The 19,535-nt window shown below is 61.1% G+C and carries 18 protein-coding genes; 4 read left to right on the forward strand and 14 right to left on the reverse strand.

Annotated elements, in window-relative coordinates; all coding sequences use genetic code 11:
- Window positions 1–57: 57 nt before the first annotated feature.
- The 7 genes from ACSOSP_RS04990 to ACSOSP_RS05020 form a co-directional block, all read right to left on the reverse strand.
- Window positions 58–2,625 carry an ATP-binding protein gene (locus ACSOSP_RS04990; protein ID WP_455309875.1) on the reverse strand — a complete coding sequence of 856 codons (2,568 nt, stop codon included), beginning with the start codon at window positions 2,623–2,625 and terminating at the stop codon, window positions 58–60.
- Window positions 2,622–3,221 carry a biliverdin-producing heme oxygenase gene (locus ACSOSP_RS04995; protein WP_455309877.1) on the reverse strand — a complete coding sequence of 200 codons (600 nt, stop codon included), beginning with the start codon at window positions 3,219–3,221 and terminating at the stop codon, window positions 2,622–2,624. The genes ACSOSP_RS04990 and ACSOSP_RS04995 overlap by 4 nt, the downstream gene beginning before the upstream one ends.
- 352 nt (window positions 3,222–3,573) lie before the next feature.
- A complete protein-coding gene (locus ACSOSP_RS05000; RefSeq protein WP_455309878.1) occupies window positions 3,574–3,891 on the reverse strand; it encodes a hypothetical protein in 318 nt (105 codons plus the stop codon).
- 32 nt (window positions 3,892–3,923) lie between these two features.
- A complete protein-coding gene (ligD, locus tag ACSOSP_RS05005; RefSeq protein ID WP_455309880.1) occupies window positions 3,924–6,833 on the reverse strand; it encodes a DNA ligase D in 2,910 nt (969 codons plus the stop codon).
- Window positions 6,834–6,914: 81 nt separating this feature from the next.
- Window positions 6,915–7,832, reverse strand: coding sequence for a non-homologous end joining protein Ku (gene ku / locus ACSOSP_RS05010; protein ID WP_455309881.1), 918 nt, complete (start codon window positions 7,830–7,832; stop codon window positions 6,915–6,917).
- A 235-nt stretch (window positions 7,833–8,067) separates the two neighbouring features.
- Window positions 8,068–8,649, reverse strand: a complete 582-nt coding sequence (locus ACSOSP_RS05015; RefSeq protein ID WP_455309882.1) for a DUF6013 family protein — start codon at window positions 8,647–8,649, stop codon at window positions 8,068–8,070.
- 176 nt (window positions 8,650–8,825) lie between these two features.
- Window positions 8,826–9,842, reverse strand: a complete 1,017-nt coding sequence (locus tag ACSOSP_RS05020; RefSeq protein ID WP_455309884.1) for a zinc-binding alcohol dehydrogenase family protein — start codon at window positions 9,840–9,842, stop codon at window positions 8,826–8,828.
- Between the two features lie 121 nt (window positions 9,843–9,963).
- On the opposite strand from ACSOSP_RS05020, the gene ACSOSP_RS05025 reads away from it, so the two are divergent.
- The 3 genes from ACSOSP_RS05025 (at window position 9,964) to ACSOSP_RS05035 (ending at window position 11,696) form a co-directional block, all read left to right on the forward strand.
- Window positions 9,964–10,923 (forward strand): LysR family transcriptional regulator, encoded by a 960-nt coding sequence (locus ACSOSP_RS05025; protein ID WP_455309885.1) that lies wholly within the window; start codon window positions 9,964–9,966, stop codon window positions 10,921–10,923.
- Between the two features lie 226 nt (window positions 10,924–11,149).
- Window positions 11,150–11,455 carry a BrnT family toxin gene (locus ACSOSP_RS05030; protein ID WP_455309886.1) on the forward strand — a complete coding sequence of 102 codons (306 nt, stop codon included), beginning with the start codon at window positions 11,150–11,152 and terminating at the stop codon, window positions 11,453–11,455.
- Window positions 11,403–11,696: a BrnA antitoxin family protein gene (locus tag ACSOSP_RS05035; protein ID WP_455309887.1), complete on the forward strand. Its 294-nt coding sequence runs from the start codon at window positions 11,403–11,405 to the stop codon at window positions 11,694–11,696. Before ACSOSP_RS05030 ends, ACSOSP_RS05035 begins: the two co-directional genes overlap by 53 nt.
- A gap of 48 nt (window positions 11,697–11,744) precedes the next feature.
- Here ACSOSP_RS05035 and ACSOSP_RS05040 read toward each other — a convergent pair whose 3' ends face one another.
- Window positions 11,745–12,962: a cytochrome P450 gene (locus ACSOSP_RS05040; RefSeq protein ID WP_455309888.1), complete on the reverse strand. Its 1,218-nt coding sequence runs from the start codon at window positions 12,960–12,962 to the stop codon at window positions 11,745–11,747.
- A gap of 127 nt (window positions 12,963–13,089) precedes the next feature.
- On the opposite strand from ACSOSP_RS05040, the gene serB reads away from it, so the two are divergent.
- Complete coding sequence (serB, locus tag ACSOSP_RS05045) at window positions 13,090–13,932, forward strand: phosphoserine phosphatase SerB (RefSeq protein ID WP_455309889.1); 843 nt, start codon at window positions 13,090–13,092, stop codon at window positions 13,930–13,932.
- A gap of 18 nt (window positions 13,933–13,950) precedes the next feature.
- Here the strand turns inward: serB and ACSOSP_RS05050 are convergent, their stop codons facing one another.
- The 6 genes from ACSOSP_RS05050 to rimO form a co-directional block, all read right to left on the reverse strand.
- Window positions 13,951–14,442 (reverse strand): GNAT family N-acetyltransferase, encoded by a 492-nt coding sequence (locus tag ACSOSP_RS05050; RefSeq protein ID WP_455309890.1) that lies wholly within the window; start codon window positions 14,440–14,442, stop codon window positions 13,951–13,953.
- Window positions 14,439–14,729 (reverse strand): type II toxin-antitoxin system TacA family antitoxin, encoded by a 291-nt coding sequence (locus ACSOSP_RS05055; RefSeq protein WP_455309891.1) that lies wholly within the window; start codon window positions 14,727–14,729, stop codon window positions 14,439–14,441. The genes ACSOSP_RS05050 and ACSOSP_RS05055 overlap by 4 nt, the downstream gene beginning before the upstream one ends.
- Window positions 14,730–14,869: 140 nt before the next feature.
- Window positions 14,870–16,066: a cystathionine beta-lyase gene (locus ACSOSP_RS05060; protein WP_455309892.1), complete on the reverse strand. Its 1,197-nt coding sequence runs from the start codon at window positions 16,064–16,066 to the stop codon at window positions 14,870–14,872.
- Between the two features lie 118 nt (window positions 16,067–16,184).
- Window positions 16,185–16,835, reverse strand: coding sequence for a hypothetical protein (locus ACSOSP_RS05065; RefSeq protein WP_455309893.1), 651 nt, complete (start codon window positions 16,833–16,835; stop codon window positions 16,185–16,187).
- 26 nt (window positions 16,836–16,861) lie between these two features.
- On the reverse strand, window positions 16,862–18,049 hold the full coding sequence (bktB, locus tag ACSOSP_RS05070) for a beta-ketothiolase BktB (protein WP_455309894.1): 1,188 nt from the start codon (window positions 18,047–18,049) through the stop codon (window positions 16,862–16,864).
- 75 nt (window positions 18,050–18,124) lie between these two features.
- Entirely contained in the window at window positions 18,125–19,516 is a 1,392-nt protein-coding gene (rimO, locus tag ACSOSP_RS05075) for a 30S ribosomal protein S12 methylthiotransferase RimO (protein ID WP_455309895.1), read from the reverse strand.
- Between the last annotated feature and the right edge of the window lie 19 nt (window positions 19,517–19,535).

Below are 19,535 nucleotides of genomic sequence, written 5' to 3' on the forward strand. Positions count from 1 at the left end.
ACGCGGCGTCATCAGTCAGGCATGGCGCATTCAGTTCCGAGGCGACGGCGTACCCCGCTAACGCAGTTTGCCGGCGCCGGTCTCGGAGGCTGCGGACTCGGTCCTGAACACCTTGGGCAGGGAAAAGTGGAACGCGGCGCCCTCGCCTTCGCGGCCTTCGGCCCAGGTCCTGCCGTCGTGCCGCTCGATAATGCGACGCACGTTCGCGAGACCAATGCCGGTGCCGTCGAACTCCTCCGCGCGATGCAGCCGCTGGAACACGCCGAACAACTTGTTCACGTACTTCATGTTGAAACCGACACCATTATCCCGCACGCTGATTATGTATTCATCGGCTGTCGAATTCACCAATAACTCGATTTTCGCCGTTTCTCGTGTACGCGTATATTTCACCGCGTTCGAGAACAGGTTACGCAACGCGATCTGCAGGAACGCCGGATCGCCGGTCACCGTCGGCAGATCCGGAATAATCCATTCCACCGATCGGTTCGCCGTCTCGGCGCTGAATTCCTGCGCGACCGATCGTACCAACTCGTTCAAGTCGACGCTCACCGGGCGCAATGCGGCACGGCCCATTTGCGAAAATGTGAGCAGGTCGTCGACAAGAACGCCGGCGAACCGCGCCGACTCGAGCATGTTGTTCAGGAACCGCTTGCTGCGCTCGGAGAGCGTCTCACCTTCGCTTTCCCGCAGCAAGTCCCCATACCCGGCGATATGACGCAGCGGCGCGCGCAAGTCGTGCGAGACGGAATACGAAAACGCCTCCAACTCCTTGTTAGCACGACGCAATTCATCCGCGAGTTCCGCCAGTTCTTCAGCACGGCGCAGCACGATGTTGAGCATGCCCAAGCGGAATTCACCCGCAATTTCGAGCTCCACCGGATGCCAGCGCAGCGACCGGTTGCGCACGGTTTCGAGCCACGGCGCAAAGTCCTTTCGAGGCGCAATGCTGCCGCCGTGATCCGACACGCGTTTGACCGGCTCGCCCGCCCACGTGATCGTGCGCGTGGTTTCCGGACGGAACCAGATCACGTAGTTGCGAAAAATCTGCGAGATAGGCACGGTCAGGATGCCGCTCGCGGTGTCCGTGTGACGAGACGCCCGCGGCCACGCTTGCGACAGTGAATCGGTGGCGTAGACACCCGACGTGCTTGACGCGAGCCATTGCGCGAGCGCGAGCACGGTTTCCGGGTCCGGCGTTGAACCCACGAGCGTAGCCTTGCCATCCACCACGATCGCGGCGCCGGTCGAGCCGGCGAAACACAACAGATCGTCCGGCGCCGATTTAAGAACCGACAGATAGTCGTCTTGCTCCGCGAGCGCGGCCATGAGCTGCGACATCGTACGCCGGAGGTTGAGCAGATAAGCCGTCTCCGCGCGCTCTTCCTTCGCCTCGATCTGCAGCGACAGGAGCTGCCCAAGATGCTCGATCGCGACGCGCACCTCGAACGGCACGAGGCGTGCGTCGTGGTCGTGGCAGGAAATCAGGCCCCAGAGCCGCCCGCGCACGACCAGCGACACCGACATCGATGCATGCGTACCCATGTTGCGCATGTACTCGAGATGGATCGGCGAGAAGCTGCGCAGCGCCGCATAAGTGAGGTCGGTCGCGCGGCCAGTCGCGGGGATCACAGGCGGCACGAGCCGCGCGGCTTTCGCGTCCACGTTCGCCACGAGCCGCACCCGCTGTTTCACATATAACGCGCGAGCCTGACGCGGAATGTCCGAGGCGGGAAACAGCTGGTTCAGGAACGAGGTGTAGCCGTCCTCGATGTGCTCCGCCAGCACGTGGCTGCGGCCCTCGTCGTCGAATTTGTAGATCATCACGCGGCCGAAACCTGTCATCGCGCGCACTTCGCGCACAGCAAGGTCCACGAGTTCGGTCAAGGTCGCCACGTCCTGCAAGCTTCGCGTGAAGGTGCGCACCAGCGGATACATCGATGCAAACACGTCTGCGCTCGGATGCCGCGCCACTTCGAGTTCGACGATCAGGTTGCCGTCGTGCCGGTGCATCGTGATGTCGAGTTCAGGACCGTCCGTTGCGGTGGACAGGTGCTCCTGTGCCGCATCGCGCGGACTGAAGAGCGGGTTGTCGATCACGCCGAGATAGAGCGGCGCTTCGTCGAGCATCGCGGTGGCGGCAGCATGGGCGACCCGCGCCGCAGCAGCCGCGCCAATGACCACGGCCAGCGGCTCGCCCAGCAGTTGCTCCACCGGCCTGCCCACGAGCACCGCGACATTCTCGCTAACCTGCACGATCGCAAGCGCGCTGGAGAGGCACAGCAGATAACCGTGCGGCTGGATGCCACCGGGAATGTGGATGGGTTCGGCGTCGCACTGCGCGTTCGTCGCGCCCTTGTCGTGCGTGTCGTGCGTGTCGTGCGTGTCGTGCGTGTCGTGCGTGTCGTGCGTGTCGTGCGTGTCGTGCGTGTCGTGCGTGTCGTGCGTGTCGTGCGTGTCGTGCGTGTCGGCCGCCGTCAGTGTCTGGCGGGCCGGCTGCGCGGCGGATATCGCTTCCCGATCCGCGGGCGTGGTTCCGTCCAAACCCGCTTTCGACACGTCGCGATCATCCTGCACGCGCATGGCCGGCGTATCCGGCGACACTGGCTCTGGCCCACTGCTCATGCAGTTGCTCCCCATTGCGTGCGGACCTCGCCGAGCCAGCCGTGCAACCCGTCAAACGTGGCGATCGCGGCATTCACCGCCTCGTCGTACTGCTCAGGCGGTACGTTCGCGCTCGCAGTTTCGCGAAACGCATTCCACATGCTGCCCGTACGCAATCCGTAACCTTCGAAATAAGCGTTGCCGAAGCCGCTTTGCAGACCGAACAAAGTCGCGACGTGTGGCGCGATGAACCGCCCTCCAAGCGTGGAGCCTTCCATCACGTACATGGAGCCGAACACGCGGCCGATGCTCTCCATCGAAGGCAGCCATTCAATTTTCGTCACCCGGTTTGCGCGATTGTTATCGCCGGTCAGAAGCGTCAGGTCCGACGCAAGCAGCGACGCCTTGCAACGCCCTTCGAAAAAGTCACGCAGATGCGCAGGCATGAAGGCCGCCACCGCATCCTCCCACGGTGCGACATATCCGTAGAAGCCTTCGAGCAAGGCCACGTAGTCCTCTCGTGGCCAGTCGGGGCGCATCAGGTCCAGTGCGTTTTCCAGCCTCGCATGACACTCGGCAGTTTCGTTTTTCAAACGGGACAGGAGATCGTATTGCATGATCCATTCAATAGGTTTGGTGCAGGCTTGCCGCGATGTTGACTCGTACTACGGGTAATCATTACGGACCCGGCGAACGGCGTTGCGGCAGTTTAGTGGCTGCGGCGTGGACCGGAATATAACCGGGGCGGGCGCGAGAGCAACTCTCCGAGGCCCATTGCCTCGAACCGGCATCGATTACCGAAACAACAGTCGGCAAGCACGCAAAAATGGTAGAAACAACTGCAGCAGATAGGGGTGAAAGCCAATCTCAGCTTGGCTCGCACGAGATCGTGCACGTTCTGCAATACTGCGCGCCCATTCTACGCAAGCGGCGCTTTGTTGACCACGGGCAGCAACCAGCGGTTCCACATCACCGCTTGCGCTTGCTGCCCTGCCCCGTGTGCGCACCCGTTTGCGTGCGCTCCTGATACTCCGCGCCGCCGCGGCGGTCCGTGTCCTGCAAGCCGCGCTCCAGATCCTCGTGCGCCTGCTCGCCAACCTCACGCGGTTCATCTTCCTGTTGCGACGCAGGACTCTGATCGGTCTCGTGCGGCAGCGGCGCGGCCACGCCGTCGTCGCGTTTTTGCTGTACTGGATGTTTGCTTTCCAGTTCGCGGCCATCCTGCGCCGGACCTTCTCGCGTGGCGTTGGCGGCGTTGTCGTGCGATGTCTTGTCCTGCTTAGTCATTGCAACCTCGTCTTGGTGATCCTTACTTTCGTTCACTTGATATCGAGCCGCTTCTTCATGGAAGCGGTGATGCGTTGCCGTGTTTTCGCGTACTGGCTCCACGGGTCGGTTTTAAGCGCGTCCAGGCGCTCATGCAGGTTGCCGATATTCCATTGATCGCCGCTCGTGGTGGCATCGAGTTCATCCCAGCCGATAGGAACCGACGCCCCCATGCCCGGCCGCGCGCGCAGCGAGAACGCGGCGACCGTGCTCGACCCCCGGTTGTTGCGCAAGTAGTCGACGAATATCTTGTCCCGGCGATTCTGCTTGCCCATCTTCGCGGAAAAATACTTGGGCAGCGTGCTGGCCATATGCTGCGCAACCGCTTGTGAGAACTCCTTCACTTCGTCCCATCCGGCCTGTGGCGTAAGCGGCGCGACCACATGCAGGCCCTTGCCGCCGCTCGTCTTGCAGAACGATTCAAGACCGAGTTCCGTCAGCAACTCACGCGTGAGGCGCGCGGCCTCCTGCATCCTGTCCCAGCCAAGGCCTTCGCCCGGATCAAGATCGAAGACCATCCGATCGGGCTTCTCAAGCCGGGCCGCGAGCGCGTTCCAGGTGTGCATCTCGATCGTGCCCATTTGCGCCGCGCCGACCAGCGCCCCGACGTTCTCTATCGTGATGAGCGCCGGATGACCTGGATCGATGCCCGGATGCTGCTTCACGTTCGGGATGGTCAGCTTCTCGCTGTGCTTCTGAAAGAACAGCTCGCCGCCGATATCCTCAGGCGCACGCACCAGCGACACCGGCCGGTCCTTGAGATGCGGCAGCATCCAGGGCGCAACGGACTCGTAGTAGAGGGCGAGATCGAGCTTGCGGGTCCCCGTCGATGGATCGATCACCCGATCGGGATGACTGATCTTCACGCCAGCAACCAGCTCGGTACCGGCGGGAGCACGCGTGGTTTTTTTAGCGGCTGTTTTCGTTGTGGGCTTGGTTGAAGCCGGCGTGGATTTGCTGGTCGGCTTCTCTTCATTGCTGGTCTTCGCCGGAGATTTTTTCGTCGCCGCTTTTACCGCACGAGTCGCTTTGGTTACGCTCTTGGCCGCTGTTTTCTTTGCTGGCTTTTTTCCCTCATCGTTGTCATCGTCCAACACGACCTCCTTCGTCGATTTCGGCACTTCCTTGACGATCTCACGCGCCGGCTTGTCGTCCCTCAAGCTGACAAACGATGCTTGCCGCACAATCCGCTCCGACGTCCATTCAGCAAAATTGCATTCGGCGACCAGTTCCGGCTTGACCCAATGCACCGGCGTGCGGCTACGCTCTTTCGGCGCGCTGGCGAACGGCATGGTCTTGACCTCGCGCGCATCGAGTTGCTTCTTGACGGCACGCAGAGTCGATGCGTCAAAGCCGCTGCCCACCCGCCCCGCGTATTGCAGCTTGCCGTTCGTGTCATGAACGCCGAGCAATAACGCGCCGAACTGCCCGCGGCTTCCTGTCGGCTCCGAATACCCGCCGATCACGAACTCCTGCCGGCGCCGGCATTTGAGCTTGATCCATGCGTTGCTTCGCCCCGGCGTATATGTGCTGTCGCGCCGCTTGCCGATAATCCCCTCCAGCGCCATATCGCAAGCACTCTTTAGCAGATCATCGACGCTGAATTCGAAGTCGGCGGAGAAGCGCAGCGCGTCGTCATCGACTGGTTCCAGCAGCGCTTTCAGGATCACTCTTCGCTGCACCAGCGGCACGCCGCGCAGGTCGTAACCGTTCAGGTAGGGGATATCGAAGAAATAGACGGCGATATCTTGCGGACGATTGGCATCGAAGGCGTTCTGCAGTTTCTGGAAGCTGGGCAGGCCGTTGTCGTCGAGCACGACCGCTTCGCCATCGAGCCACGCGCTGTCCACATCGAGCTGGCCAAGCGCCTTGACCTGACGGCTGAACTTGTCGGTCCAGTCGTGACCGTTGCGCGTGAAGACCCGCGTGGATTTCGCTTTCGATGCAGCTTCGCGATCGATGCGCACGAGGACGCGATAACCATCGAATTTGATTTCATAGGACCAGTCATCGCTCGATGGTGCGGTGTCCACGAGGGTCGCGAGTTGCGGCTTCATGGTTGCAGGGAGCTTCGCGAGTATTGCGTCCTGGATCGCGGGGTTGCCGGCGAGGGTGCGCAGCGATTCCCCACTCCGGTTGGCGACGATATCCGGCCGCGGCCGCTCCGGGCTCTTACCCTGATCTTTAACTGCAGGCCGCTTCGGCGATGGTGCGGCCTTCGCCGTCCTGCTTGTCCTGGCAGCGGTCTTACGCTCGGTCCGTTCGCGCACTTCACCGCTTTTGGAACGTGCGCCGAGCGAGTCGCTCATCACGCTGCCGGGCTGTTTGAGCAGCACGTCGTAGTCGGCCTCGTTGCGGGCTTCGTCGTCGCGTTCCTTGATCAGCAGCCATTGCTCTTTGTCGCTATTGCCGCGCATGTTACTGCGTACGAGCGTCCAGCCGCCGTGCAGCTTTTCGCCGTGCAGGATGAACTTAAGCTTGCCCTTCGCGTACGTTTCACGCGCTTCCTCGATGCTCCCGGCCTGCGGCTCCCACGTCCCGCGATCCCACACGATCACGCTGCCCGCGCCGTAATTTCCCTCGGGGATCTCGCCTTCGAACGAACCGTAATCGATCGGATGATCTTCCACATGCACGGCGAGGCGTTTCACCGATGGATCGAGACTCGGTCCTTTCGGCACCGCCCAGGACTTCAGCGTGCCGTCGAGTTCGAGACGAAAATCGTAATGAAGCCGCCGGGCATCGTGCTCCTGGATAACGAACGAAAGCGCACTCGCCTGGGCCTTTTTCGACACACGCCTGGCCTTGGCCTTCTCAGCGGGCAGGCCGGATGGCTCAGGCGTCTGGTTGAAACGCCTCATGCGCTGGTAGGTGTCGAGTTTTGTGGCAGGTTTTCCGGCCATGGTCGGATCGCTTCTCGTGGTGCGTACGGATGCAAGGACTCAACGCTTAACTTCACGCATGCGCGAACGCGTAATACGGGTTTAAGCGCGCTTGCGGCGCATTGTTGTCTTGCGTGCGGGTTTAGCTGCCGGTTCCGCTGCTTCAGCGTCAGCGGTATCGTCCTCGGTGCTGCCTGCGCTTTTAGCGCCGCGTCGCGCCGGCTTCTCCTTCTTCAAACTGCGCTTCAACAATTCGGACAAGTCGAGGATCTCCGCCGACGCCTTGCTCGGCCCACCCTCTTCAGCCTCCGACACCTCCTCCGTCTTCCCTTCCTTAACCTTCTTGTTGACGAGCGCCATGATGTCTTCGCGGAACGTGTCGTGATAATCCTGCGGGTTCCACATATCGCTCATGTCATCGATCAATCGCTGCGCCATCTCAAGTTCTTTCGGCGATACCCCCGCCTTCTTCGAGTTTTCGTCCGGAAACTTGAAGTCATCGAATTCGCGCACTTCATCCGCCCAGCGCAACGTGTTGAGCGCCAGCGCAGGGCCCACGGGAATCAGCGCGGCCAGATGCTGTTTGTTGTGCAGCACCACGTTCGCTATCCCGACTTTTCCCGATGCCTTCAACGCGTCGCGCAGCAACGCATACACCTTCTCGCCCTTGCGATCGGGCGCGAGGTAATAAGGGGTATCGAGCGAGAGAAACGAGATTTCGGGTGCTTCTACGAACGCGAGGATATCCACGGTCTGCGTCGATTCCGGATTGGCCGAGCGAATCTCGGCGTCGCTCATCACGACGTATTTGCCCTTCTCGTACTCGAAGCCACGCACGACGTTGTCACGCGTAACGTCTTTACCCGTGTTCTTGTTGAATTGCTTGTAGCCGATGGGGTCCATCGAACGCTTGTCGAGCAGGTTGAATCCCACCTTCTCCGACTGCGTCGCCGGATAGAGCTGCACGGGGACGTGGACCAGCCCGAAGCTGATCGCGCCTTTCCAGATCATGTGTGGCATCGCGAATGGCCTTTCCGCAAACCGCTCTGACGGCGTGACGGGATGAACGCGCTCGAGAACGCTAACGACGATTAACACGCGTCGACAGACGCGTGGCCGTTATTACGGCGCAGAAAACGTGCCAGATGGGATACAGATGGGATCAGCGCGCGCCGGCCTGGGCGCGCGCTCAATCAACTCAGGCAGCGCGGCGTCGGCCGTCAGGTACGAAACGCCTGGCCCGCGCGGCGAGACGCTACTTGCGGCTCGCGCTGATCGTGAGTTTGGTACCGTCGCTAAGCGTGATGTTCTTCTCGGTGCCGCCGGTGGGCATCTGGAAATGCACTAGCTGGCTGAAGAAGTTATCGGTGGGACATTGAAGCTTCTTGCCGCCCACGGTAACGGCGGCGGCCGGTCGCGGCGCATGGCCCTGGAAGCCCAACTGGACGTCGGCGTCGCCGCTATTCGCGACCACCGCGGCGAAACGGATCTTCACCTGACGCACCGTCGTACCGCTTGCGTTGCGGATGGAGTCCACGTCCGGACATGCATCCGGAATGTTCTGCGAACCGCCGGCAGGCTTGCTTTGCCAGGTAAAGTCATCGGTCTGGCCCGAACGGATCGTGCGCGTTTCCTGCGCGCTGCCCCAGTTCTTCGACGCCATCTTCACCGTATATTTGATCGGTCCGTCGTAAGCGACTTCCGACAGCACCTTGATGCTGGGCGTCGCATGAGCTGCCGGTTCAAGCACGCAAGCGAGCATCGCCATCACGGCGCCTGCAATCACACGACCTTGCGAAGACCCGCCAAGCTGAATAAAACCCGAACGATCGATCATGCGAAAACCCCTCCGTGTGCAGCCGTCACGCCGGGCATACAGCAACGGCGCCGGGGTGGCCGCGCCGCGCGTGTGGCGCGATCAGTCTAGCGCGACGCGCGCCACGGGCTTCTCATGGGAAACCCGGGGCACGCGCGCAGCGTGCAACGAATTGGCTGATGGAAACACTGGGGGAATCAGAAGCCCGTCAACACCAGTTTGCCGATCGCGCGCCCTTCTTCCAGCAGGCGGTGCGCTTCGCGCAGATTCGTCGCGTTGATCTTGCCGAGGTCACCCCCAAGCGTCGTCTTGATCGTGCCTGCGTCGATCAGTCGCGCCACTTCGGTCAGCAACTTGTGTTGTTCGAGCATGTCCGGCGTGCCGAACATCGAACGCGTGAACATGAACTCCCAATGAAACGCGGCGCTTTTCACCTTGAGCAATTCGACGGCAATCGGTTTGTCGTTTTCGACGATTGTGCAGATGCCCCCTTGCGGTGCAATGACGGCGGCAACGGCCGGGAAATGTTTGTCCGTGTCATTGAAGATCAGCACGTAGTCGACTTGCTCGAAACCCGCGTCCTTCAGTTGTTTCGGCATATCGCCGAAATGATCGACGATATGATCCGCGCCCAGTTTCGTCGCCCATTTCGCCGATTCCGGGCGCGACGCCGTTGCGATTACCTGCAGCTTCGCCACTTTCTTGGCGAGCTGGATGCCGATCGACCCCACGCCGCCGGCGCCGCCCACGATCAACACGGATTTGCCGGCATCGTGTCCTTCTGCCGATACCCCCAGCCGGTCGAACAGGGCTTCCCATGCGGTAATCGTCGTGAGCGGCAATGCCGCCGCGTGCGAGAAATCGAGCGAGGCGGGCTTCACGCCAACAATGCGTTCATCGACCAGATGAAACTCGCTGTTCGTACCGGGCCGGGTAATGCTGCCGGCATAGAACACGGGATCTCCCACCTTGAACAGCGTCACGTCCGGGCCGACCGCCTCGACCACGCCCGATGCGTCCCAACCGAGGACGCGCGGCGTTTCTTCGATCTTGTCCTTCGGCGCGCGCACTTTCGTATCGACGGGATTCACGCCGATCGCTTCAACCTTCACCAGCAGGTCACGGCCGGACGGCGCGGGTTTGTCGATCTCCACGTCCATCAACGATTCCGGGTTGGAGATCGGCAGGTAACGGGTCAGGGCAATGGCTTTCATGAAAGAACTCCTTAAGGGGTTTCAAGCGTCGGATGTGCAATGCATGGACCCGATGTTAAGGGCTTTCAGCTTCGTGTGAAACCGTCATAATCGCTGAAACATTTTATTGATAATCAAGAAGATGACGAAGATCAACATGCAGGGCGAATTACCGCAGAAGGCGCAGCTCGACTTGCTGGACGTCGCGCTGTTTGTGCGGGCGGCGGCTTTATCAAATTTGTCGGCGGCGGGACGGGAATTCGGGTTGTCGGCCGCGGTCGCGAGCGCCCGCCTCGGCCAGCTCGAACGCCAGCTTGGCACGCGGCTTTTACATCGGACGACGCGGCGCATCAGCGTCACGCAGGAAGGCGAAATTTTTGCCGAGCGCGCCCGCGCCTTGCTCGACGCCGCCGATGCCGCGCGCGCCTCGGTCGGGCGCGCGTTCGAACAGCCGCAAGGGCGTTTGCGCGTGACCATGCCGTCCTCGCTCGGGCGTCAGCATGTGTCACCGGTCATTCCTGAATTCCTGCGCCGCTATCCCGGCGTGAGCCTCGACTTGCGCCTGACCGACCAGATAGTCGATCTCGTCGATAAAGGCATTGATCTGGCTGTGCGTATCGGCGCGTTAAAGGATTCGACGCTCGTCGCGAGAAAACTCGCCAGCAATCGCCGCGTGCTGTGTGCATCGCCGGCGTACCTCGCTGAGCACGGCACGCCGCGCCACCCGGCCGATCTCGCGCAGCACGAGTGCGCGATCCTGTCAGGCCAACGAGACTGGGGGTTCGTCACGCCGAGCGGGACCATCGACGTGCGCGTGTCCGGCCGGCTCGAGACGGACAACGGGGAAGTCATTCGCGACGCATTGCTAGCCGGGTTTGGCATCGGCTTGAAATCGACGTGGAGCGTGGCGCCGTTTCTGCACAGCGGCGAGTTGGTGACCGTGCTCGATAGCTATCCGCTCGCGGAAACGGTGGCCATCTGGGCCGTGTACCCGAGCCGCGCATTCGTACCGCCGAAAACGACGGCATTCATTGATTTCCTGACCGGGCATTTCGGCGATCCGCCTTACTGGGATGTGGATCCGCAAAGAGTGATGCAGTAGTCGTCATCCCGTAAATGGAAATAGGAATATGCGTATTCTTAAATTTTCGATGCGGCGGGAGTATCGAAATGCAATGACGAATTCGAGTCGGCGCGCTCGGTCATATGCATCCTTCGGCAAATCATCTTGCTGTCTCTGAGTTGGTCATATTCCAGCCAACAACGGTTATAAATTTTGGGTGTACAAATAATTCTTGTACTTACCTTTTTTTGGGGGTACATTATTCATGGGCATTTCATATAACGCTCAAAAGAGTGAAGCAAATATCCAGGAACGGGGCCTGTCGTTCGAGGCGGCTCGCGACTTTGTCATGTCGAGTGCATTGATCGTCGAAGATTGTCGAAACATATATCTCGAACGCAGGTTTCAAGCCCTCGGTTTCATAGCCGATCGGCTACACATGCTGGTATTCACACCACGTGGCGACAAGATTCACGTTATCAGTTTACGGAAGGCGAACCTTCGCGAGGTAAAGCGGTATGAGCAAGCAGAACATGGAAGAAATGCTGGACGAGAACCCCGAATGGGGTGAGGCGGAATTCGCGCGTGCGCGACCTGCAGCAGAAGTTTTGCCCGAGCTCTACGGGCAAGAGCGAGCAACGGAAATCCTGCGCCCGCGCGGACGGCCGAAGCTCGAAAACCCGAAGTTGCCGATCAAATTGCGCATCGACCCGGACGTGGTCGACGCTTATAAAGCGCAAGGCGACGGCTGGCAAACGCGAATGAATGCCGCTTTGCGCGATTACGCAAAATCGCACGGATTGATGCGTTGAATCACGGGAATGGGTGAGCAAAGGCAGGGCGTGCCATTCAGGGCGCCCTTACCCTACCCTCACCGGCGCCTTCACAAATCCCCGAAACCTCGCCCGAAACGCGCGCACCGGCTCCCCCGCGAGTCCGTAATCCGGGAACCGCGCAATAAACCGCCCAATCGCAATACGCGCCTCCAGCCGCGCCAGCGATAACCCCGAGCACTGGTGAATTCCGAACCCAAAAGCAAGATGCCGATTCGGCTCGCGAGCGATATCGAACTGATCAGCCGCCTCGAACTGCTCCGGGTCCCGATTCGCCGCCCCAATGCAGAGCGTCACCGGCGTCCGACTTGCCACCGGTATCCCGGCAATATGCGTATCCGCCGTCGCGATCCGATTGCCCAACTGATTCGAGCTTTCGTAGCGCAAACACTCCTCGATTGCACTGTCGATCAACGCCGGATCGGCCAATAACCGCGCGCGCTGCTGCGGCCATTGCGCCAGCAGCACGATGCCGTTGCCGATCAGATTCGTAGTCGTCTCGTGCCCCGCGTTCAGGATGAAAATGCAGTTGTGCAGCAGTTCAGCCTCGTCCAGCCGCTCCCCGTCAGACTCGCTTTGAATCAGCCGCGTCAGCACGTCATGCTGCGGATCGCCGGGATGCGCCCGACGGCGTGCAACGAGCGTCACCAGATAATCGATGAAATCCGCGACCGCCCGATTACCCCGCGCTTCCTGCTCCGGGCTGAGCGCAGGTTCCAGTGCGCCAAGAATCGCAAGCGACCAGTCACGCAAGGGTGCGCGTTCATCGTGCGGCACATCGAGCAGATTGCCGATCACTTCAACCGGGATCGCCGAAGCGAAGTCGTCGATTAAATCGATCTCACCGCGTGTTGCGGCCTGATCGAGGAGATCGTCGATGAGATGCACCAGACCGGGTTCCATCGCCGCGATCGCGCGAGCCGTCAGCGCCCCCGCGATCAGTTTGCGCACGCGCGTGTGGCGTGGCGGATCGTTGAAGACGAGGCTCGTCGTGTGATGCGCGAACAACGGGGTATGAGCGCCATACTTCGGGCCGAATTCAACCGTCTTGTCGGAACTGAAGGTTTTCGGATCGCGATACACGGCCTGCACGTCCCTGTATCGAGTGAGAAACAGCGAGCGATCGGGCATTGCCTTGACCGGCTGCGTGGTGCGCAGCGCATCGTAGACCGGATACGGATCGGCGTAAAACGCGGCGTCGAGCTTGCGCAGATCGAAGGCAAGCGCGCGTTCGGTCGGGGTCATGCGGGTCTCCGTCGTTTTATCGGCAGTCATCATAGCGGCGCGGCGCGCACGTCCGCCATCGGTCTGGACCATTACAATGGCGGATCTCGATTGTTCCCACCGCCATTTTTCTCGCACATCGTCCGTCATGAATCTTGTCATCCAAAGCCTCGAGCCAATCGTCGATACTCATCTGAAACCGCTCACCGCCCTCGCCCGCTCGCACCATGTCGAACGCGCGGACGCCGGCCGGGTGTTGCGGCTGCGCGGCGCCGATCCTCTGCAGCGCCCGGATATCGATGCGTATTGCGGCGCGCATCGGCTGGATTACGCGTTCATCGAGCCCGCCCTGCGGCTGAGCAATTTCGGCCTGGTTGCGATGGACATGGATTCGACGCTGATCACGATCGAGTGCATTGACGAGATCGCCGATTTTTGCGGGTTGAAGGCAGAGGTTGCAGCAATCACCGAAGCGTCGATGCGCGGCGAGATCAAGGACTTCAATGAGAGCCTGACGCGGCGTGTCGCGCTGCTGAAGGGCCTCGACGCAAGCGCGCTGGAGCTGGTCTATGAGGAACGGCTGCGCTTGTCGCCGGGCGCGGAAATCATGCTCGCGGGGGCGAAGGCAGCGGGACTTAAGACCTTGCTGGTATCGGGCGGTTTCACATTCTTCACCGAGAAGCTGAAGGCACGGTTGGGGCTTGATTTCACGCGCGCAAATACGCTTGAAATAGTCGATGGCAAGCTGACCGGGAAGGTCATCGGCGAGATCGTCAATGCCGATGTCAAAGCGCGCACGTTGCGTGAAACCTGCGTGCAACTGGGAATCGATCCGCAGCGCTCGATCGCCATGGGCGACGGTTCGAACGACCTGAAGATGATGGCGGAAGCGGGGTTATCGGTGGCGTTCCGCGCGAAGCCGGTGGTGCGCGAAGCAGCCGGACTGGCGTTGAACTTCGTGGGACTGGACGGGTTGCTGCGGCTGTTTTGAACGGTGGCGGGCAAGCCGCTAACCGTCTTGCCCAAGATCAGCAAGAACAATCTGAAGCATCATCGGGTCAAGAGGCGAGGGTTCGAAACCCATCTGCTCATAAAAGCCTTTTGCCTCTGCCGAAAGCGCATGGACGATAAGCCCACGCACACCAATCAAATCGGCGGCTCGGACAGCACGCATTGCGACATCGCGAATCAATGCACGGCCCCAACCTTTGCCGTGTCTGGAATGATCCACGGCAAGCCGCGCGAGGACAATGACCGGAATAGGATCGGGCATGTTGCGACGAAATTTACCTGTCACTCCGTCGGCCACGACGGCACCCGACGCCAGCGCGTAATACGCCAGAACCCGGCGCTCCTCGCAGACAACGAAGGTACGCGATGCGCCGGTAATTTGATTTTTCAGCGCTCGTCGCTTAAGCCACTGGTTGAGACTATCGACGCCGCAGTCAAAAGCCTCAGTCTCGTGATGTTCGGTCAGCGGCGCGGGTGCTGAAAAAGTCACGCGTCGTCCCACGGTGGCGGGGTACTCATCGTCTTTTGCAGACGATCATTGCTTAGCGATGGCTTGTCCAGGCGCGCCAGAAACTCCGCGTAGGCTTCAGGGCTCGCCACAATCAGAACCTGGTCAAGCAACGCCTCTTCAGCCGCCGAGCGGGCCGCCTCGAGGATGAAATCTGTCCTGTTCTTACCGCGTGCTTTGGCCGCACGGTCTATCAGGCTCCGTTCCTCAGGCCTGATCCTGATGTTGAGCGTGTCGCGCTTGGCTGAGCCCGTGCGTGGCGTTGGCATTTTGGTTCTCCAGAGAGAAACCATTATAGCCCCGCAATGACATTGTCATTACAAAATGGTCCGTACGAAACATGGGCACAGAAAAGAGTCGGCGGTGAAACTCAGCACCGCCGACCTGCGCCAAGGAGTAAAAGGCGCCCTTACCCTTCCAACCCCGCCAGCGCCCGCTCCAGATCCGCCCGCAGATCCGCCTCATCTTCCAGCCCGATATAAAACCGCACCAGCACGCCCTCATGCGGCCACTCAGAGGCGGTGCGCATCGACTTGATGTCATACGGCATGGCGAGACTATTCGCACCGCCCCAGCTCCAGCCGATCGCGAAGTTTTCCAGCGCCTCGACGAAGGTATCGATTTGCGCCGGGCTGTAGCGTTTGTCGAAGACGACGGAGAACAGTCCACCCGCCCCCGTGAAATCGCGTTTGAAGAATTCATGGCCCGGGCAATCCGCCAACGCCGGATGAAGCACTGACGAAATTTGCGGGCGCGTCTTCAGCCAGTGAGCCAGAGACAGCGCCGTCCGGTCATGCGCGTCGAATCGGACTTGCATGGTGGGCAAACTGCGCAGCACGAGCGAACAGTCGTCCGAAGACACGCCAAGTCCCATGCGCATCCGCGCGCTCTTCAAGCGCATGTGGATGGCTTTGTCGGCGGTAATCGTCGCGCCCATCAGGATATCGCTCGCGCCGGACTGGTACTTCGTCAGCGCCTGCACCGAGATATCGACGCCGTGGTCGAACGGCTTGAATGCGAGACCGGCCGAATACGTATTGTCGATAGCCGACAGGATCTTGTGCGCCCGCGCGACCTTCGTGATCGCGGGCACGTCCTGCACTTCCATGGTCACCGAACCCGGCGCTTCGAGCCAGATCAGCCTGGTGTTCGGCCGGATCAGCGCTTCAATGCCCGCGCCGATCAGCGGATCGTAGTACGTCACTTCCAGACCGAAATCCGCCACGAGCCAGTCGGCATGGTCGCGATTGGGCGAATACGCGTTGTCGGGAATCATCACGTGATCGCCGGTTTTCATCAAGCCGAAGTACACGTTCGATATGGCCGATAAACCCGAAGGCTGCAGCAACGCATGCTTGCCGCCCTCGATCACCGCGAGCCGCTGCGCCAACGCAAGCGACGTAGGCGTGGCGTGAAGGCCGTATCGCCACTGGCTGTCGTCGCTCCAGACGAGCGCGCGCATGGTGGCGAGATTCGGAAATACCACGGTCGACGCCCGCGTAACCGGCATCGAGAACGATTCAAAACCGGGGGTGAGCTGATCCTCCGGATGAACGATGCGGGTCTGCAAGCTGCGCGCGCTGGACGAGTTGCTGGAATCGGTCATGAATGTCCTGCTTGTTCGAGGCTATAAGAAAGAAAGCGTCATCGCTTAAAGCCGATGACGCCGTGTTACATCGGACGGCGCGATCGCGTGAAATCGCGTGGGTCGCGTGGGTCGGGTTTCACTCGCCGATAGTCACGTTGCTGGTCCCGCCCAACGCGTGGCCCGCGGTCGGAGGCGCGGGTTCCAGCGAAGGCGCGGCCGATTGTGGCGCTTTCGGCGCAACCGTCCCTGCGGCAGGCGCAGGGGCCGCACCCGATACGGCCCCAACCGGCTTGAGGTCAAAGGGCACCGGATTGGAATCGTCGGCATTCATGCGTTCACCCGACACGCTGCCATCGGCTGCAAACTTGCCGACCCAGTTCCCGGTGATATGCGTGCCGTCATTCGACTCTTCAATCTCGAGCGTATCGCCGTCACGGTCGCCCGCAACCAGAATCACCGTCGATGCCCCCGCGACCCGGTATTCGCCGTGCACGCCAGTGCGCTCATCCGTTTTTGCGCCAAGCTTCATTTCGATCTGCTTATCGCCGAGCGTTCCGACATAAGTAGGGAAACGCGCATACGCCGGATTCGGCGTCAGCGGTTTGGCCGGCGGAAGCGCCAGCGTTTCAATTGCCTCGGCGGTACCCGGCGCTTGCAGGCCCAGATCGCCTGGCGTGGCCGCTGCGCGTGCCGCCGACACGGCCCGTGAGCCGTCAGGCGGCATGGCCGAATTACAACCGGCAAACAACAGCGCTACCGCCACCGCCGCCACTTTCATTTGCGTCATCGAATAGCTTCCTGTCCTTGCGCGGCTCACACGCGTTCAAAAATTGCCGCGATGCCCTGCCCGCCGCCAATGCACATTGTCACCAGCGCATAACGTCCGCCCACGCGCTGCAGTTCGTACAACGCCTTCACGGTGATCAGCGCGCCGGTTGCGCCAATCGGGTGACCAAGCGAAATGCCCGAGCCGTTCGGATTGACCTTCGCGGGGTCCAGCTCCAGTTCCTTCGATACCGCGCACGCCTGCGCCGCAAACGCTTCATTGGCTTCGATCACATCAAGATCGCCAACGCTTAAGCCCGCGCGCTCCAACGCCTTTCGCGTGGCTGGAACCGGACCAATGCCCATGTATTTTGGATCGACGCCCGCGTGCGCATACGAGACCAGCCGCGCGAGCGGTTTCAGGCCGCGCGCTTCGGCTGCGCCGCGTTCCATCAGCACGACGGCGGCGGCCGCGTCGTTGATGCCCGACGCATTGCCCGCGGTAACCGTGCCGTTTTCCTTGGCGAACACCGGCTTGAGCTTCGAGAAATCCTGGAGCGTCGCGTTCAGACGGACGTGCTCGTCGGTATCGAAGACGATGTCGCCTTTCTTCGACGCCTGCGTGAGCGCAAGAATCTGTTCCTTGAAATATCCCGCTTCGATAGCCCGCGCCGCGCGCCGATGCGATTCGAGCGCAAGTTCGTCCTGCATCTCGCGCGAAATGCCGTATTTGGCGGCGACGTTTTCCGCCGTGACGCCCATGTGGATGGCATCGAAAGGATCGTGCAGCGCGCCGAGCATCATGTCGACAAGGCGCGCGTCGCCCATGCGCTGTCCGAAGCGCGCAGAAGGCGCGAGATACGGCGCGCGGCTCATGCTTTCCGCGCCCCCGCCGATGGCGACGTCCGTGTCACCAAGCAGAATGGCTTGAGCGGCCGAGATGATTGCCTGCAAGCCCGAACCGCACAGGCGGTTGACGCTCAGCGCCGGCGCGTGCTGCGCGACGCCGCCGTTCAACGCGGCGACGCGCGCCAGATACATGTCCTTGGGCTCGGTCTGGATCACGTTGCCGAACACCACGTGGCCGACGTCCTCGCCCGACACGTTCGCTCTCGACAAAACCTCGCGCACCACCCGTGCACCGAGGTCCGTCGGGCTAAAGTCCTTCAGCGCACCGCCGAAATCGCCAATTGCAGTCCGCACGCCGCTGACCACCACCACTTCACGTTGTGTCATGAAAGCTCCTTCGTCTCGAGTTGTATTGTGCTTGGTGCTTAGCGTCGCGCCGAGAGTGAAATCACAACCAGACGCTCAGACTTCGCCCCACAGGTCATGGCCATCGGCGCCGGTGATCTTCACCGACACGAAATCGCCCGCCTTGTAACGCTTCGACGCCTTCTTTGCCGGCTCGATATACACCACGCCGTCGATCTCCGGCGCATCCGCTGCGGTCCGGCCGACACCGCCTTCGTTGCTCAGTTCATCGACGAGCACTTTCAGCGTCTTGCCGACCTTGCGTTTCATGCGTTCCGCCGACAGTTCTTCGGCCAGTTCCATGAAACGCGCGCGACGCTCCTCGCGCACTTCGTCGGGCAGCGCGCCGTCGAGTTCGTTCGCCGTTGCGCCTTCGACTGGCGAATAAGCGAAACATCCGACCCGATCCAGATCGGCAATACGAAGGAAGTCGAGCAGCGTCTGGAACTGCTCTTCCGTTTCACCCGGGAAACCTGCGATGAACGTGCTGCGAATCGTCAGGTCCGGGCACATTGCGCGCCATTTCTGCACGCGTTCGAGCACTTTCTCGGCGTTCGCCGGGCGCTTCATGCGCTTGAGCACTTCCGGATGCGCGTGCTGGAACGGCACGTCCAGATACGGCAGCACGTGGCCCTTCAGCGGACCTTCGGCCATCATCGGAATGACTTCGTCCACGCTCGGGTAGGGGTAGACGTAATGCAGGCGGACCCACGCGCCGTATTGCACGGCGAGCTCGCCCAAAGCGCCGACGAGATCCGTCATGCGCGTCTTCACCGGCTTGCCGTTCCAGAAACCGGTGCGATATTTCACATCGACGCCATACGCGCTCGTGTCCTGCGAAATCACGAGCAGTTCCTTGACGCCGGATTTGAACAGGTTCTCGGCTTCCAGCATCACGTCTGCGATCGGGCGCGACACCAGGTCGCCACGCATGGACGGGATGATGCAGAACGTGCACCGGTGATTACAGCCCTCCGATATCTTCAGATACGCGTAATGCCGGGGCGTCAGCTTGATGCCGGCAGGCGGCACGAGATCGATGAACGGATCGTGCGGTTTGGGCAAATGCAGATGCACGTGGCTCATGACTTCAGCGGTCGCATGCGGCCCGGTCACGGCCAGTACCTTCGGATGTACCTCCTCGATCAGCCCCGTTCCGCTCGCGCTTTTCTTCGCACCGAGACAACCGGTCACGATCACCTTGCCGTTCTCGTGGAGCGCCTCGCCGATGGCGTCGAGACTTTCCTGCACGGCTTCATCGATGAAACCGCAGGTGTTGACCACGACGAGATCGGCGCCGTCGTAGGAGCCGGAGATCTCGTAACCTTCCGCGCGCAGTTGGGTGATGATCTGCTCGGAGTCGACGAGAGCTTTCGGGCACCCGAGGCTTACGAATCCGACTTTGGGGGCCGAAGGGGCCGGCACGGCGGGGGAAATGGTCTGCGACATAGGGTGAGTCCGGCGTATA

The sequence above is a fragment of the Caballeronia sp. KNU42 genome (assembly GCF_053760385.1).